The 15,765-nt window shown below is 64.7% G+C and carries 15 protein-coding genes and 1 pseudogene; 9 read left to right on the top strand and 7 right to left on the bottom strand.

Annotation, left to right across the window (positions count from 1 at the left end):
• Positions 1 to 1,025: 1,025 nt before the first annotated feature.
• On the bottom strand, positions 1,026 to 1,427 hold the full coding sequence (locus GA0061099_RS31405; RefSeq protein WP_036007827.1) for a hypothetical protein: 402 nt from the start codon (positions 1,425 to 1,427) through the stop codon (positions 1,026 to 1,028).
• Positions 1,428 to 1,717: 290 nt separating this feature from the next.
• Here GA0061099_RS31405 and GA0061099_RS31410 point away from each other — a divergent pair, with 290 nt between their 5' ends.
• On the top strand, positions 1,718 to 1,969 hold the full coding sequence (locus GA0061099_RS31410) for a DUF2798 domain-containing protein (protein ID WP_036007830.1): 252 nt from the start codon (positions 1,718 to 1,720) through the stop codon (positions 1,967 to 1,969).
• Positions 1,970 to 1,975: 6 nt separating this feature from the next.
• On the opposite strand, the gene GA0061099_RS31415 is transcribed toward GA0061099_RS31410, so the two are convergent.
• Both GA0061099_RS31415 and GA0061099_RS31420 read right to left on the bottom strand, forming a co-directional pair.
• Positions 1,976 to 3,763 carry a chloride channel protein gene (locus GA0061099_RS31415; protein WP_036007832.1) on the bottom strand — a complete coding sequence of 596 codons (1,788 nt, stop codon included), beginning with the start codon at positions 3,761 to 3,763 and terminating at the stop codon, positions 1,976 to 1,978.
• A 13-nt stretch (positions 3,764 to 3,776) separates the two neighbouring features.
• Positions 3,777 to 4,430, bottom strand: a complete 654-nt coding sequence (locus GA0061099_RS31420) for an L-fuculose-phosphate aldolase (RefSeq protein ID WP_193374969.1) — start codon at positions 4,428 to 4,430, stop codon at positions 3,777 to 3,779.
• Positions 4,431 to 4,692: 262 nt separating this feature from the next.
• Between GA0061099_RS31420 and GA0061099_RS43170 the strand changes: the two are divergent.
• From GA0061099_RS43170 to GA0061099_RS41485, 8 genes and pseudogenes are all read left to right on the top strand, one after another.
• A pseudogene (locus GA0061099_RS43170) lies at positions 4,693 to 4,893 on the top strand (DUF3606 domain-containing protein); the annotation flags it as partial.
• A 6-nt stretch (positions 4,894 to 4,899) separates the two neighbouring features.
• Entirely contained in the window at positions 4,900 to 5,718 is an 819-nt protein-coding gene (locus GA0061099_RS31430; RefSeq protein WP_050996103.1) for a gamma-glutamyl-gamma-aminobutyrate hydrolase family protein, read from the top strand.
• A 3-nt stretch (positions 5,719 to 5,721) separates the two neighbouring features.
• Positions 5,722 to 6,909: a carboxylate-amine ligase gene (locus tag GA0061099_RS31435; RefSeq protein WP_050996100.1), complete on the top strand. Its 1,188-nt coding sequence runs from the start codon at positions 5,722 to 5,724 to the stop codon at positions 6,907 to 6,909.
• Between the two features lie 86 nt (positions 6,910 to 6,995).
• A complete protein-coding gene (locus GA0061099_RS31440) occupies positions 6,996 to 7,202 on the top strand; it encodes a hypothetical protein (protein WP_036007833.1) in 207 nt (68 codons plus the stop codon).
• A gap of 104 nt (positions 7,203 to 7,306) precedes the next feature.
• Positions 7,307 to 7,873 (top strand): YciE/YciF ferroxidase family protein, encoded by a 567-nt coding sequence (locus GA0061099_RS31445; RefSeq protein WP_036007836.1) that lies wholly within the window; start codon positions 7,307 to 7,309, stop codon positions 7,871 to 7,873.
• 154 nt (positions 7,874 to 8,027) lie between these two features.
• The gene (locus tag GA0061099_RS31450) at positions 8,028 to 8,411 is read left to right on the top strand and encodes an Hsp20/alpha crystallin family protein (protein ID WP_074448221.1); all 384 of its coding nucleotides are present in this window, start codon (positions 8,028 to 8,030) and stop codon (positions 8,409 to 8,411) included.
• Positions 8,412 to 8,419: 8 nt separating this feature from the next.
• Entirely contained in the window at positions 8,420 to 10,798 is a 2,379-nt protein-coding gene (lon, locus tag GA0061099_RS31455; protein WP_036007855.1) for an endopeptidase La, read from the top strand.
• Between the two features lie 5 nt (positions 10,799 to 10,803).
• A complete protein-coding gene (locus tag GA0061099_RS41485) occupies positions 10,804 to 10,959 on the top strand; it encodes a hypothetical protein (RefSeq protein ID WP_167361688.1) in 156 nt (51 codons plus the stop codon).
• Between the two features lie 70 nt (positions 10,960 to 11,029).
• Here the strand turns inward: GA0061099_RS41485 and GA0061099_RS31460 are convergent, their stop codons facing one another.
• The 4 genes from GA0061099_RS31460 to GA0061099_RS31475 form a co-directional block, all read right to left on the bottom strand.
• Complete coding sequence (locus GA0061099_RS31460; RefSeq protein WP_018320691.1) at positions 11,030 to 11,332, bottom strand: HU family DNA-binding protein; 303 nt, start codon at positions 11,330 to 11,332, stop codon at positions 11,030 to 11,032.
• Between the two features lie 345 nt (positions 11,333 to 11,677).
• A complete protein-coding gene (locus GA0061099_RS31465; RefSeq protein WP_036007860.1) occupies positions 11,678 to 12,910 on the bottom strand; it encodes an acetyl-CoA C-acetyltransferase in 1,233 nt (410 codons plus the stop codon).
• A gap of 243 nt (positions 12,911 to 13,153) precedes the next feature.
• Positions 13,154 to 14,614 (bottom strand): GH1 family beta-glucosidase, encoded by a 1,461-nt coding sequence (locus GA0061099_RS31470; protein WP_036007863.1) that lies wholly within the window; start codon positions 14,612 to 14,614, stop codon positions 13,154 to 13,156.
• A 147-nt stretch (positions 14,615 to 14,761) separates the two neighbouring features.
• A complete protein-coding gene (locus GA0061099_RS31475; protein ID WP_036007867.1) occupies positions 14,762 to 15,727 on the bottom strand; it encodes a LysR family transcriptional regulator in 966 nt (321 codons plus the stop codon).
• Positions 15,728 to 15,765 lie beyond the last annotated feature (38 nt).

Consider the following 15,765-nt stretch of genomic DNA (forward strand, 5'->3'; position numbering starts at 1 on the left):
CGCGCTCCAGCGCGACAATGCAGCTCTCCCGTGTCCCGGACAAGCGGCAGCGCGTGGAGCGTTGCGGCGCAGAGCCGGGACCCCAGGCAACGCGGCAATTGCGGATAGATGGGCCCCGGCTCGGCAGAACTCGTAGGATGGGTAGAGCGAAGCGAAACCCATCACGCATCCTCCTCGCTGAAGCATGATGGGTTTCGCTTCGCTCTACCCGTCCTACGGCATCTACGGCATCACAGACACGCCTTCGCATCCTCGCGGCGCAATTCGCCCGAGCTTTGCTTGATCTCGCCGCCCTGAGATGCAGGAGGGCGCAGGGAAGGCCGGGTGCCGACATCGCACCCGCGGTCTGCTGCGCAAAATGCACACGCAGAAAACCGCACAGCAGCATACAGGTGGTGCCGATCACTCGGCCTTCCCTGCGCGATGGTCGGACGGCTTATGCCGCGCTCTCCCGGGAGCCGAGTTCCCTCTGGCCTCCCTCGCGCTCACGGAATTCACCAGCACCCGTGCCGGTTGGCGCGAATGCCGCATCCGCAAGAGCTTGACCGTAGCAACGACGGCCAGGACCACACGGTTTTGCCGTACGCACGGCCCGCCATTTCGCCGCAGTATTCCCTGACACCGTCGACAGCGCCGGAAACTTACAGACGAGACGAAGCCTAGCAGCGCCGTTCGTCCGCGCGTGGCCGCGAGCTCACCGGGGACTACCCTCCCTGCCCGCACCTTTCGCGCCCGACGCTGCCGCGTCCACCGCAAGCCCGGCTCGCGACAATGACGACCTCATGATCGCCCCTCGAGATTGAGCCGGGATGGGCGAGACATACGCCATTTCCGAATTTCGGTAAAGCGGAATATTTTCGCGCGAGCGGGTTGACAGCGCCGCGACACACCTCGGTCCCGTAGCCTGGATGGAGCGCCAGCGTAATCCGGGACAGCGCAAGATGCCGAGCGCGCAGCCCCGGATTACGCTTTCGCTCCATCCGGGCTACGAGAGACGAGATTGAGCTCGTCGAGACCTGGAGCGCTCAGTACGGTGCGTAACGATAGCCCGGATCGTAGTAGTAGCCGGAACCGCCGTAGTAGCCAGGGCCGCCGTAGTAACGCGGGCCATAGCCACCATAATAATAGCGGTTTTCATAATATTCGCGGCGGCGGCTCTCGGCGATCGCGCCTCCGATCAGACCCGCCGCCACGCCCATGAAGGCGAGACCCGCGGCATTCGGCCCGCGTCGATAGTAACGTCGCCGGTGTGCGCTGAAATCGGTGACGTCGGAGGCAGCCTGGCCGGCGACGGCCACCTTGGTGGCCGGTGTCCCGGCCGACGCCGCTGCTGAAGGGGAAGCGGAAGCCGCAATCAGGGCGAGGCCTGCGAGCGCGACCACGATCGTGTTGCGGCCGGCTGCGGAAATCACGGGTCCAATACTCATGTTCGAATTTCCTCTGTTCTCGCCCAAAGAAACATAAGCAAACGATCTATAATCCGCAAACCACTGAAATGGTTTCATGATCGCGGCGATCTGCCACGCTTTGAACGATTGTAAATCCCGAACGATCAGACCCAGCTTGAACCAGCCAACCTGAGCGATTAATGAACAGCCGCGCCGTTTTCGGCCGCCGTAAGCGTTTTACGTGAACCAACGCATCAACCGACGCCGTCGGGATCGATGCCATTTTAGGGTTCAACGTGATCGACGCGTCCTTTTCCCAGAGAAACCAGATGATTGTGGTTCGCAAACTGCCGGCGCGCTATGCGCCGATCGTGATGCCATTCGTGCTGTCCATCCTCATGACGGCGGTGGTATCGGTCATTTCGACGCTGCGGAGCCTGGGGGCGACGCCGGCGTTCCTGGCGACCTGGCCGGGCGCCTGGGGACTGTCCTGGCTCGTCGCCTTCCCGACCCTGCTCGTGGTGCTGCCGCTGGTCCGCCGCATCGTGGCCTGGCTCGTCGCAGCGCCACCCCGCCGGTAACCGCGCCTACGACAGCGCCCCCAGCACGCCTCTCGTCGCCTTGTCGATTTCCTCGACATAGCGGCGGCGGGCGAAGCTCTCGGTGAGGAAGCCGACCACCTTGCGGCTGTCGGTGGAATCGACCACCGCCAGCATCTCCGCCTCGGCCTCGTCGAACACCGCCATCGCCGACTTCACGTTCATTTCCGGGATCAGCACGATATCGATCAGCCGGGCGAGCTCGATCACTTGGATGTCGTCGGCGATGGTGTCGAGGTCGCTGGAGAACAAATCAGGCAGCAGGACGAGGCCGATATATTCGTCAGCATTGTTGACGATGACGATTCCCGGCCGCGAGCCGAGCGCGAACTCGCGGCGCGCGGCGGCGATCGTCGTGGTCGAGGGCACCTTGCCGACGTCCGAGCGCATCAGGCGCTCGACCGTAAGATTGCGCAGCCAGCCGACGTCGTTGGCGCTGCGGATGGTCTCGCCGCGCAGATGCAGGCGCCAGGTTGAGAAGGAATGGCCGAACATGAAGCGCACGCAGATCGAGGTCACGATGCAGCCGGCCAGCACCACGGCGGTGACGTCGACGTTACGTGTCATCTCCAGCACGAGGAACGACATCGTGAGCGGGCCGCCGACGATGGCGACGCCGAGCGTCGCCATGCCGGTCAGCATCGCCACCAGCGGATCGATCGCGAAGTTCGGGCTAATGAGCAGCAGCACCGCGGCAAAGAACTTTCCGATCAGGCTGCCGACGAACAGCGAGGCGAAGAACAGGCCGCCGCGAAAGCCCGAGGCGAGCGAGATCAGGCAGGCCGTCAGCTTCAAGGCGATGATCAGCGCGATCAGGCCGATCGTCATGTCGTGGAAGAGATCGAGCACCATGGCGCCATGACCGGCCGCGAGAACCTGCGGCGTGATGATGGCGAAGCCGCCGACGATGAGGCCGCCGATCACAGGACGGAGCCAGACCGGCATCCAGGCGAACAGCCGCTCGAACATCGGCGAGGAGCGCATCACGGCGATGCCGACGCCGCTGGTGATGAGGGCGAGCCCGATCAGCGCCAGATATTGCTCGACACCGACGGCGCTGACCTTGGGTATCTCCAGCGAGTATGGGGCGCCGCCCAGCCATTGCGCAGTCAAGGCCCCCGCGAGGGAGGCGGCGAGGATCGGCGCGGCGCTGCCCACGGCATAGACGCCGACGATCAGCTCGCAGGCGTAGAAGGCGCCGGTGATCGGCGCGCCGAACGCCGCCGCGATCGCTGCCGCGGCCCCGCAACCGACCATCAGGCGCAGATCGGTGCGGCGGAGATTGAAGAACTTGCCGAGCTGCGAGGCGATGCCAGAGCCGATCTGAGTGTAGCCCGCCTCGAGGCCGACGGAGGCGCCGCAACCATTCGAGATCAGAGTCTGGCCTGCGACCACCACGCTGTCGCGCATCGACAGATTGCCGCCCCGCAGCGCGTTCGCCTCGATCGGATCGACCGCGTTCGATATCTTCATGCGCCGCCGCGACCATTCCATGATTCCGAGCGCCAGCCCGCCGAGCGCAGGCGCGATCAGTGCCGCCCATGGGCTGACGCTCGCGTGGGCCGACAAGTGGACATCGATGGGAATGCCGTAGATCACGACATGCGCGATCTGCGCGATGTGGGCCATCAGCGTCACGACCGCGCCCGCGAGCGTGCCGATCACGAGCGCCAGCGGGATCAGGTAGAACTCGTTGCTGCGCAACAGCGCGCGCAGCCGAACCATGGTGCGGTTCGTCTTCTTGCGATCGACGAGATGTTTGATCCGCACTAACACCGTCTGGCCCGCCCTACCCTTCCGACAGGCCGTAGCCGGCCATGCGCTGACGGACCCGCTCGATCTCCTCGCTCGGGAGCAGCGGCGGTTGTCCGATCTGCAGACAGCCGTGATATTGCCGCGCCAGCGTCTCGACCTCGACCGCCAGCCACATCGCCTTGTCCAGGGTCTTGCCGATCGCGATCATGCCGTGATGATCCAGCAGGCAGGCGAGCCGTCCCTCCAGCGCCCGCACCGCATGCTCGGACAGCTCGGCCGTTCCGAACGTCGCGTAGGGGGCGCAGCGGATGCTGTCGCCGCCCGCCGCCGCAATCATGTAGTGCACGGGCGGGATCTCCATGCCCATGATCGCCAGGATGGTGCAATAGGTCGGATGGGCATGCACGACGGCGTTGACGTCGGGCCGCGACTTCAGGATGTCGCGATGAAAGCGCCATTCGCTCGACGGCTTCTGGTCGGGCGCGTGCGAGCCGTCCATGGCCATGAAGACGATCTGGTCCGGACGCATGGCCTCATAGGGCACGCTGGTCGGCGTGACCAGGAGGCCGTCCACATGCCGGACGCTGATATTGCCCGATGTGCCCTGGTTGATGCCGAGCGCGTTCATGCGCCGGCAGGCGTCGATAATGGCCTGTCTCTTGCCGAGCTCGTCCGCTGTCATCGACATGTCGATTTCCTGTCGAGGGCTTGTTGGACCGAGTTACGTCAAAGCAACATGACAGTGCAAGCGAAAGCGTCCCGGATCCCGTGACACTCCGGCCGAACGGGATAGCGACAGGTTAACAGATTGTCGCAGCTACAGGGGCAGGCCGATCCGGACCGACCCCGTTGATGACGAACTGCACGGAATAGGCGGCGAGCAGCATGCCGAAGACGCGCGAGAGCCATAACAAAAGTTAAGGCTGGTGCGGAGGCAATGAGATCGAACGGTGCAATCGCAAAGCAACCATTCCCGACGATTGCCGTTTCACTGTGCATCGATACACGAACAGAAGCAGCCGAAGCAATTGCACGAGCCCCGTTCCAGAATTGATCCGCACGATCCCGTTGCCTGCAGCCGTTGGGCACTTCGATTAGGGACAAACGTCAGAGAGCTCAAGGCAGCGATTCATCAATTCGGCAGCGCAGCGGATGCCGTGGCGTACGGCCTTCAGCAGTGGCGGCGTAGCGCCTCGCGCGGGCAGTGGCAGGGGCGCAGCGGCGCACCGCAGATCGGCATTCTCTCCGATTCCATGGTCGCGCGCGGCGAACAGCTCGCCGCCGTTTCGATGGTCTGCGTCAATGCGATCGGCCTCGTCGCCGGCGCCGTGCCGCGGATTCTGCCCGCGGCGCCGGAGGCTGACATCGATGCCTATCTGGACAGGCTCGACGGCCTCTTGGTCGGCGGCGGACAGACCAACGTCCATCCGTCCCGCTATGGACAAACGGTCGACGAGAAGCGTGACGGCCCGTTCGACGAATTCCGCGACGAGGTCGCGCTGCGCCTGATCCCGCGGGCGCTGGCGCGGGGCATCCCCGCTCTGTTCATCTGTCGCGGCTTCCAGGAGCTGAACGTCGCTTTCGGCGGCACGCTGGCGAAAGAGCCAGACGATTTGCCCGAGGAGCAACGCCATGGCACGCCCGACGCGGACAACGAGGATGCCCGCTATCGGCTGCGGCAGAAGGTGGCCTTGCGCAAGGGCGGCGTCCTGCAGCAGATCTGCGGCGCGGATTCGATTCTAGTGAATTCGCTGCACAGCTTCCTGATCGCCGATCTCGCACCGGGTCTCGTCGCGGAGGCCGTCGCTGACGACGGCTCGATCGAGGCCGTCAGCGTCGAGGGCGCCAGCGATTTTGCGCTCGGCACGCTTTTCCATCCCGATTATTGGGCGAGCTCCGACCACGCCTCGGCGCGCATTCTGGCGGCTTTTGGAGACGCGGTTCGCCGCCACGCCAAGGCACAAGGGGCGGCGTAGGCGATGCACCGCTACCGCTTCGGCATCGAGGAGGAATATTTTCTGGTCAACCGCCAGTCCGCGGCGCCGCGATCCGAGCTGCCCAAGCCCTACATGGCCGCGGCGCAAAAGCGGCTCGGCGAGCGGCTGACCACCGAGATCCTGCAATCGCAGATCGAGGTGGCGACGCCGCCGCTGACGTCTTCGACCGATGCGCTGGCCGAGCTCGCGCATTATCGCGCGGTGCTCACCGAGGTCGGCAAGGACCACGGCGTCGGCATCATCGCGGCCGGCACACACCCGCTGGCGCAGCCGCAGCAGCAGCGCATGACGCGCAAGCGTCGCTACAGCAAGGTCATCAGCGATCTCGGGATGGTCGGCCTCGGCAACCCGATCAGCGGACTGCACGTCCATGTCGAGGTCCCCGAGCCCGATTTGCGCGTCGAGATCATGCACCGCCTGGTGCCGTTCCTGCCGCTGCTGCTGGCGCTCTCGACCTCCTCACCGTTCTGGTGCGGCTACCCGACAGGATTGCTGGGCTACCGCAATGCCGCCAACGATGCCCTGCCCCGGACCGGCTTTCCCGAGATGTTTCGGAACCTTTCCGAATACGAGACCTACGTGAAGACCTTGGTCGATGCCGGCATCGTCCCCAACGCCACCTATGTCTGGTGGGCGTTGCGGCCCTCGCTGCAGCATCCGACGCTCGAGCTGCGCATCACCGATTGCTGCACGGCGATCGCGGATTCGGTGGCGATCGCGGCGCTGTTCCGCGCGCTGGTCCGCCACGCCGTCCACCATCCCGAGCTGAACGCCACCTATTCGGCCGTGCACCGCGCGCTGGTGGAGGAGAATCGCTGGCGCGCCCAGCGCTACGGAACCGACGGCACCTATATCGACCTGGTCTCGTTCGAGCCGGTCTCGTTCAGAAGCTGGCTCGATTCGGTGATCGCCATGGTGGCACCCCACGTCGACCATCTCGGCATCGAAAACGACATCCAGCATCTGAAGTCGATCCCCAAGCGCGGCACGTCGGCCCACCTTCAGCTCGAATATTTTCGCGGCTTGCGCAAGTTCGGCCACTCGCCGCGGGAAGCAATCAGCGACGTGACGAAATGGCTGCGGACCTCGACCGAAGCCGGAGACTTCACCGCCCGGGGCGGCGAGCCGAAAGCGCAAGCGGTGCGGCAACCGCTGACCGACCTGGTCTGACGTCACCGGCTGCGGTCGCATGGAACGAGGTTTCGACCGCCGACTTAGCTCAGCGTGATAGCAATGGACAATCGTGGAGACCAATCATGAGCGACAGCGGCATTAGCATGCTCCTGGGCCACGCCTCGGCCCAGATGCTTTGGCTCTGGTTCATCGGCGCGTTCGTGCTCGGCGGGGCGCTCGTTTACGGCGTGATGAAGGCGGGCAACTTGCGCCGCAGCGAGCGGGCGCAGCTCGATCGCAACACCGAGGCACGGCAGCGCCAGGAAGATCCCTACAAGCGCCCGACCTGAGCCTTCGCCGGTTGCAGTTTGGAACTTTCATTCATGGCGCGGCTTTGATCGCCTGAGGATTGAGGAGGGCGAGGCCTTCCCGTGTTACCTCATGAGGAGGACGTATGGCTAAACGAGCGAAGAAACGCACGACAAAGAAGACCGCGGCGCGCCGGCCGCGTCAGGCGCCGAAGATGCTCAGCGACCTGTTTCTGGAGACGCTGAAGGACATCTATTTCGCCGAGAACAAGATCATCAAGACCCTGCCCAAGATGGCCAAGGCCGCGAATTCCAAGGAGCTTACGGCCGCCTTCAACAAGCATTTGCGCGAGACCCAAGGGCAGGTCAAACGGCTCGACCAGATCTTCAAGATGCTGGGCAAGCCGGCGCGCGGCAAGCCCTGCGAGGCCATCAACGGCATTGCCGACGAGGGCGCCGAGATCATGAAGGAGTTCAAGGGCGCGCCGGCGCTCGATGCCGGACTGCTCGCGTCAGCGCAGTCGGTCGAGCATTACGAGATCTCCCGCTACGGCACGCTGCGCACCTGGGCCGAGGAGCTCGGCATGCAGGACGCCGCAAGGCTGCTCCAGGAGACGCTGGACGAGGAAGAGGCGACCGATCGCACGCTGACCGAGCTCGCCACCTCCGTGATCAACCTCGAAGCGGAACAAGAGTACCGCGCGGCGGCCTGAGCCCGCGCCCTGCAATGAACGGAACGTCGCGGCCGCATGCCGCGGCGTTCGCTTGTCTTGATCGCACGGCGGCGCATGGCACGTGCGCGCCACCGTACTGGATTTCCTTGGAACCGGCCCCATATGCAGGCTTTCCCACCCCAGAGCCCGCATCATGCAACCCAAAAATCCCCTCGACTGGATGCTGTCCGAAGCCCTGGACTCGCTGACCCGCGCCGAGCGGCTGCGCCAGCAGTTCGGCCGCCAGGAAGCCTGCTGGGAGCCGCCGATCGACGTGCTCGAGACCGAGCGTGAGCTCCTGATCCTGGTCGCGCTTCCCGGCGTCAATCCGGACAATGTCGAGACCGTCATCCATGACGGCGTGCTCGTCATCTCGGGTCAGCGCACCCTCCCGCCGGAGCTTCGCAACGCCCGCATCCATCGGCTCGAGCTGCCGCAAGGGCGTTTTGAGCGCCGCATTGCATTGCCCCTCGGCCGTTACGCCATCAGCCGCTTCGTGATGGACGGCTGCGTCGCACTGCGCCTCGCGAAATCCTGAGGTCGATCATGGCCACCGAACAGATGAACAACGAACAAAGCAATAACGACGTGAAGATCCCCGACGACGCGCTGATCATCGTCCCCGTGCGCGAGATGGTGCTGTTTCCCGGCGCGATCGCGCCGATCACGATCGGCCGGGCGAAGTCCATTGCCGCCGCGCAGCAGGCGCTGCGCGAGCAGCGGCCGATTGGCATCGTCCTGCAGCGCAGCCCCGAGACCAATGACCCCGGGCCGGACGACCTCTACAGGGTCGCAACCATCGCCAACATCGTGCGCTACATCACCGCGCCCGACGGCACCCATCACATCGTCTGCCAGGGCGTGCAGCGCGCGCGCATCCTCGACTTCCTGCCGGGGACGCCGTTCCCGGCCGCGCGCTTCCAGCAGATCCCCGAGCCGACCACGACCTCGCCCGAGATCGAGGCCCGCGCGCTGAACCTGCAGCGCCAGGCCATCGAGGCGATCGAGCTGCTGCCGCAGGCGCCGCCGGAGCTCGCCGCGATGTTCCAGGGCACCAGCGCGCCCGGCGCGCTGGCGGATCTGGCAACCTCGTTCATGGACATCAAGCCGCAGGACAAGCAGGAGGTGCTGGAGACCATCGACCTCGCTCTTCGCGTGGAGAAGGTGTCGAAGCATCTGGCCGAGCGGCTGGAGGTGCTGCGCATCAGCAACGAAATCGGCCAGCAGACCAAGGCCTCCTTCGACGAGCGGCAGCGCGAGGCGATCCTGCGCGAGCAGATGGCGACCATCCAGCGCCAGCTCGGCGAAGGCGACGGCAAGCAGGCCGAGGTCACCGAGCTGACGGCTGCGATCGCCAAGGCCAACATGCCGCCGGAAGCGGAGGCGCATGCCAAGAAGGAGCTGCGCCGCTACGAGCGCATGCCGGAGGCTGCCGGCGAGGCCGGCATGGTCCGCACCTATCTGGACTGGCTGATCGAGCTGCCCTGGGCGCTGCCCGCGGAGAAGCCGATCGACATCAAGGAGGCGCGAGCCATCCTGGATGCCGACCATTTCGGCCTGGAGAAGATCAAGGGCCGGATCATCGAATATCTGGCGGTGCGCAAGCTCGCCCCGCAGGGCAAGGCGCCGATCCTGTGCTTCGTCGGCCCGCCCGGCGTCGGCAAGACCTCGCTCGGCCAATCCATCGCGCGCGCGATGGATCGCCCTTTCGTGCGCGTCAGCCTCGGCGGCGTGCATGACGAGGCCGAGATCCGCGGTCACCGCCGCACCTATATCGGCGCGTTGCCCGGCAACATCATCCAGGGCATCAAGAAGGCTGGCGCGCGGAATTGCGTCATGATGCTGGACGAGATCGACAAGATGGGCCGTGGCGTGCAGGGCGATCCGTCCGCCGCGATGCTGGAGGTGCTCGACCCCGAGCAGAACGGGACGTTCCGGGACAATTACCTCGGCGTGCCCTTCGACCTGTCGCGCGTCGTGTTCATCGCGACCGCCAACATGCTCGACCAGATCCCGGGTCCGCTGCTGGACCGCATGGAGCTGATCAGCCTCGCCGGCTACACCGAAGACGAGAAGCTGGAGATCGCGCGGCGCTATCTGGTGCGGCGGCAGCTGGAGGCCAACGGCCTCTCGGCCGAGCAGGCCGAGATCGAGCCGGAGGCCTTGAAGCTGATCGTTAAGGGCTACACCCGCGAGGCCGGCGTGCGTAACCTCGAGCGCGAGATCGGCAAGGTGCTCCGCCATGCCGCGGTGCAGGTCGCCGAAGGCACGGCCGCGAAGGTCGTGGTGACGGCAAAGGACATCGCCACCGTCCTCGGCCAGCCGCGCTTCGAGGGCGAGATCGCACTGCGCACCAGCGTTCCGGGCGTTGCCACCGGCCTTGCCTGGACGCCGGTCGGCGGTGACATCCTGTTCATCGAAGCCACGCGCGTGCCCGGCAAGGGCGGGCTGATTTTGACCGGCCAGCTCGGCGACGTCATGCGCGAGAGCGTGCAGGCTGCGCTGACGCTGGTGAAGAGCCGGTCCTCTCAGCTCGGCATCGATCCGCAAGCGTTCGAGAAGAGCGACATCCACGTTCACGTCCCCGCGGGCGCAACACCGAAGGACGGGCCGAGCGCGGGCGTTGCGATGTTCACGGCGCTGACCTCCCTGCTCACCAACCGCACGGTGAGGAGTGACACCGCGATGACCGGCGAGATCTCGCTGCGCGGCCTGGTGCTGCCGGTCGGCGGCATCAAGGAGAAGGTGGTGGCTGCGGCTGCTGCCGGCCTGAAGCGGGTGATGCTGCCGGCGCGCAACAAGCGGGACTATGACGACATCCCGAAGAGCGCGCGGGACACCCTCGAGTTCATCTGGCTGGAGCGCGTCGACGAAGCCATCGCCGCGGCGCTCGAGCCGGCTGAAGCCAAGGAAGCGGCGGAGTGAATGCGATGAAGAAACTGCTGGAAAGAGCGAAGCGGTCGCGGAAGACGCAGCGGCTGCGCCAATTGCTCGATCGCGCGATCGACCGGATTCGCGATGGGCTCGTAGGACCCGAGCCGCGGCTTCAGCCTGCTACGGTCCGAGTGAAGCGCCGCAAGGGTTGAGCCCTCCGTCTCGAACCCTCGCGGCTACCCCAGACAAAAGGCCCCCTCGTTCGAGGGGGCCTTTGCGTTGTTAGCCCACGGCGTCCTTGGCGGCCTTGACCGGGCGGGCGCGGACGATCTTCCGGGCCGGCTTGGCCTTGAACATCATCTCTTCACCCGTGAACGGGTTGGTGCCCTTGCGCGCCTTGGTCGCGGGCTTCTTGATGACCACGAACTTGGCGAAGCCCGGCACCAGGAACAGGCCGTTCTTCTTGAGCTCCTTGTGGCCGACATCGGTCAGCGTCTCCATGACGTTCTTGACGTCACGCTTGGAAAGCTCGGTGGCGGTCGCAATCTTTTCGATCAATTGCGATTTGGACATCTGGGTTGGCATCGTGTCTCCTCTGATTCGTTGCCGGTTGCATATTAGACCAACCGTTGAAGGCCTATAGCCTTCTGCACAGTTTTGTCGCGAAATTACGGGCTTTTCTGGCCTGCTGTGACAAAAAACCCTGCTTTTTAGCTACTTCCGGAGCGGATGAAGCCTCGGGCAGCGGTTTTTGCCTTGTTTCAAAGGCCCGCACGCAACCTTGCTAGAACTGATTCGCCGCTTTCGACAAGCGACGACCGGCCTCTTTATGAGAGGCCGGTCGTGTTTCACCCTGAAAAATAAGGGTCGGATCGCTGGTCGCCGGTCTTCTTCCCCGTAAAAATGGGGAGAAAGTCAGTGGGCGATTGGCTAGACGCGCTCGATGATGATGGCCGGCGCCATGCCGCCGGCGGCGCACATGGTGACAAGACCGCGCTTGAGGTCGCGCCGTTCGAGCTCGTCCAGCACCGTGCCGATCAGGATCGAGCCGGTGGCGCCGATGGGATGGCCGAGCGCGATCGAGCCGCCGTTGACGTTGACCTTGGCCCGATCGAGCTTGAGGTCGCGGATATATTTTTCCGCCACCACGGCGAAGGCCTCGTTGATCTCGAACAGGTCGATATCGTCGATGGTGAGCCCCGCCTTGGCCAGCACCTTGCGCGTTGCCGGCACCGGTGCGTTCAGCATGAGGGTCGGCGAGTCCCCCATGTTGGCCATCGCGACCACGCGGGCCCGGGCTTTAAGGCCATGGGCCTTGGCGTAAGCGGGCGAGGCCAGCAGGATCGCGGCAGCGCCGTCGACGACGCCGGACGAGTTGCCGGCGTGATGCACGAAGTCGATGTCGAGATCAGGGTACTTTTGCAGGATCAGGCCGCGATAGGTCGTGCCCTTGTCGTCGAGCGCGTAGTCCGCGACGGCAGGAAATGCCGGCTTCAGGCTGCTGAGGCCTTCCATCGTGGTCTGCGGCCGCGGGTATTCTTCATGATCCAGCGCCAGACTGCCGTCCTCGCGGTGAACAGGCACGAGGCTGTTCTTGAAGTGGCCGTTTGCGATCGCGTGCGCGGCGCGCTTCTGGCTCTCCAGCCCGAGCGCGTCGACGTCGCTTCGGGTGATGCCCTCCAGCGTCGCGATCGCATCGGCGCAGACGCCCTGATGCGACTGCGGATGCCGTGCCCGCAGGCGCAGATTGCCGCTATCCATCATCATCGGACCGCCGCCGCGGCGTCCCTCCATCGACATCATCTCGCAGCCGCCGGCGATGACGAGATCCTCGGCACCGGCCATGATCGAGCTCGCCGCCATGTTGACGCTGGTGATGCCGCTTCCGCAAAAACGATCCAGCGTCACCGCGCTGGCACGCACGTCGTAGCCGGCATCGAGCGCCGACATGCGGCCGAGATCGCCGCTTTGCGTTGCCACCTGCGCGCTGCAGCCCCAGACGATGTCGTCGACATCGGCGGTATCGATGCCGGTGCGGTCGGCGAGTGCGCGCAGCACGGTCGCCCCGAGCTGCTGCGGATGAATGCCCGACAGGGCTCCCTTGCCGGCCTTGCCGATGCCCCGCGGCGTGCGGCAGGCATCAATGATCAGCGCGTCAGGCATTGGCGTCGTCCTCTTGTTTATGGGTGTTGAGAACGGTTTTGAATAAGGGGGAGAAGAGAGTCAATGTGCGGCGCTCGCCCTTCGCCTCTCCCCGCGTGCGGGGAGAGGCCGGATTTTACGCGCAGCGGAAAATCCGGGTGAGGGGGAGCCTCAGCAAGAACGGTGACAGGGTGACAGATGGACTCGCGGAGAGAGCCCCTCACCCCTGCCCTCTCCCCGTAAGAACGGGGAGAGGGAGAAGAGCTACGCCCCCGCCGCGTTCTTCGCGATCACGTTGCGGTAGAAGCTGGCGCTGAGTTTTGCCGTGCGGACCTGGGTGTCGAAATTGACGTGGTACAGCCCGAAACGCTTGTTAAGGCCGTACACCCACTCGAAATTGTCCATTAGGCTCCAGAGGAAATAGCCGCGCACCGGCACGCCTTCGTCGGTGGCGCGCTGGAGCTGGGCGAGATAGTTGCGCAGATACATGATGCGATCGGTGTCGTAGATCTTGCCGTCGGGCGACACCACATCGTCGCCGGAGGTGCCGTTCTCGCTGATATAGATCGCATCCGTCTTCCAGATCTTCGCCGCCAGCTTCGGCACCCAGTAGATCGTCTCGGGCCCGACGCGCAGCCAGTCCGAATTCATGTGCGGGAACGATTTCGGGATCGGCAGCGGCTTGAAGCCCGCGCCCTGGTCGGAGGCCACCACGTAGTTCTGCGGCGCATAGATGTTGAGACCGAGAAAATCGACCGGCGAAGAGATGATCTTGAGCTCCGCATCGGTGTATTTCGGCGCGTTGGACCCGGCGTATTTCAGGAAGGGGTCGGTATAGCGGCCCGTCATGATGACGTTGAGGTAGCCGGCATTCATCTCGCGCAGCGCGATCTCCGCGGCCCGCACGTTTTCCGGCGTGTCGAAGGCAGGCGCGCAGGCATCGATGTTCTCCGCCGGCCCCACCCTGGTGCCGCGGCGGCCATGGGCGCGCACCGCCTGCACCGCGAGCCCGTGCGCCAGCGCACTGTTGTGCCTGATCTGATTGACATCGGCTTGCGGCAGCTTCAAGCCCGGCGCGTCGATGCCGACGCCGTAACCGAAATAGACGAAGCGCCCGCTCTCGTTCAACGTGAACACGTTCCTGACGCGGTCGGTGAGGTGCGCGGCGACATAGGCCGCGTAGTCGCCGAAGATCTTGCAGGTCTCGGTCGAACGCCAACCGCCGAACCGGTCCTCGAGCGACTGGGGCAGATCCCAATGATAAAGGGTCAGCCACGGCTCGATGCCGTTCTTCAGGAGCTCGTCGACGAGACGATTGTAGAAGTCGAGCCCCTTCGGATTGGGCTTGCCGTCGCCGTCCGGGAACAGCCGCGGCCAGGCCACCGAGAAGCGATAGGCCTTGCAGCCGAGCTCCTTGATGAGGGCGATGTCCTCCTTGTAGCGGTGATAGTGCTCGTTGGCGCGGTCGCCGGTGGTGCCGTCCTCGATCTTGCCGGGGATGCGGACGAACTTGTCCCAGATCGAGGCCCCTCGCCCGTCCTCCTCGACCGCGCCCTCGACCTGATAGGACGAGGTCGCCGTGCCCCAGAGAAAGCCCGCCGGAAAACCGCCTGCATTGCGCGGCGGCCGAGCCGGCTTGGCTTCGGCGACAAGGGGACTCGCAATCCCAGCTGCGGACAATCCCATCAGCTTGGCAAACCGGCGGCGCGAGACCCCCTCCGTCATTGATGCTGCTCCACTTCTTTTCGTTTCGGGCCGGCACAATGAACAGTTCCGGGCGATTTGAGAAGCGGGTGCAGGAGGTCCCAGATCCGCCACCGCAGGCGCGGCAGCACAATGCCGTTCCCTTGCCGAGATGAACGCCTATTGAGTTCAAACCGGATTCGAGCGTCGGCCTGCTCCGATTGAACCGACCACAATCTGCATCAGCCACGCGATGCCCGCGTCTTTCATAGCCGCTTTGGTCGCGATGGCCCGGATCGTATCCGGTTTGCGCGCGAAAGGCAGCTTGACCAACACGAGGCCGAAACGGCTGGCGTGCTGCTCCACCAGTCGGCGCGGCAATGCGGCGATCAAATCAGACCCGGAAAGCTGGGCAAGCGCCATCATGAAATTCGGAACAGTCAAAGCGATGCGGCGTTCGAGGCCGCGCTTTGCCAACATCTCATCAACGAAACCGCGCGGTTCCCCACTGAGAGAGACCAGCAGGTGCTGTGATCGCGCGAACGCAGCATGGGTTGGCGCTTTTGCGAAGGGATGTCCCTTGCGCATGGCCAGCACGAACTCCTCCTCGTAAAGCCTGCGCGCCTCGAAACGCGGTGATACCGCCGGCAGCGGCAGCATTGCGATATCGAGCTCGCGTCGTTCGAGCATGTCTAGGCTTTGCTGCCAAGGCTCTCCGATTGCGCCACCGCGCGGCGCAGGCATCAGGTGGATCAGCCCGATATCAATGTGGGGCGCCGCAGTCGCGATCGATTGCAACAGCGGACCGATCGCTGAGACCAGTACGGCATCGGGAGCGCCAATCGTAAATCGACGGCCACTTTGCTCCGGGTCGAACGGTGTGGCCGAGCCGATCAGCTGTTCGACGCGCGCGATGATCTCGGCCACCGGCTCTCCAAGCTCCAAGGCCCGCTCCGTTGGAACGACCCCCTTCGGGGTCCGCAGAAACAGCGGATCGTTCAGTAGAAGACGGAGCCGGCCAAGCGCATGGCTGACAGCCGACGGCGTCAGGCTCAGCCGAGCGGCTGCACGCGCGACATGGCGCTCTTCCAGGACCACGCGGAAGAGCACGAGGAGATTGAGGTCGATCCTGGATAAATCAATTTGGTTCAGCATGTTGCTGAAATCATATCGCTGGATTCATCGGGATCAAG

Origin of the sequence: Bradyrhizobium yuanmingense (genome assembly GCF_900094575.1) — a bacterium.
Taxonomy (GTDB): Bacteria; Pseudomonadota; Alphaproteobacteria; order Rhizobiales; family Xanthobacteraceae; genus Bradyrhizobium; species Bradyrhizobium yuanmingense.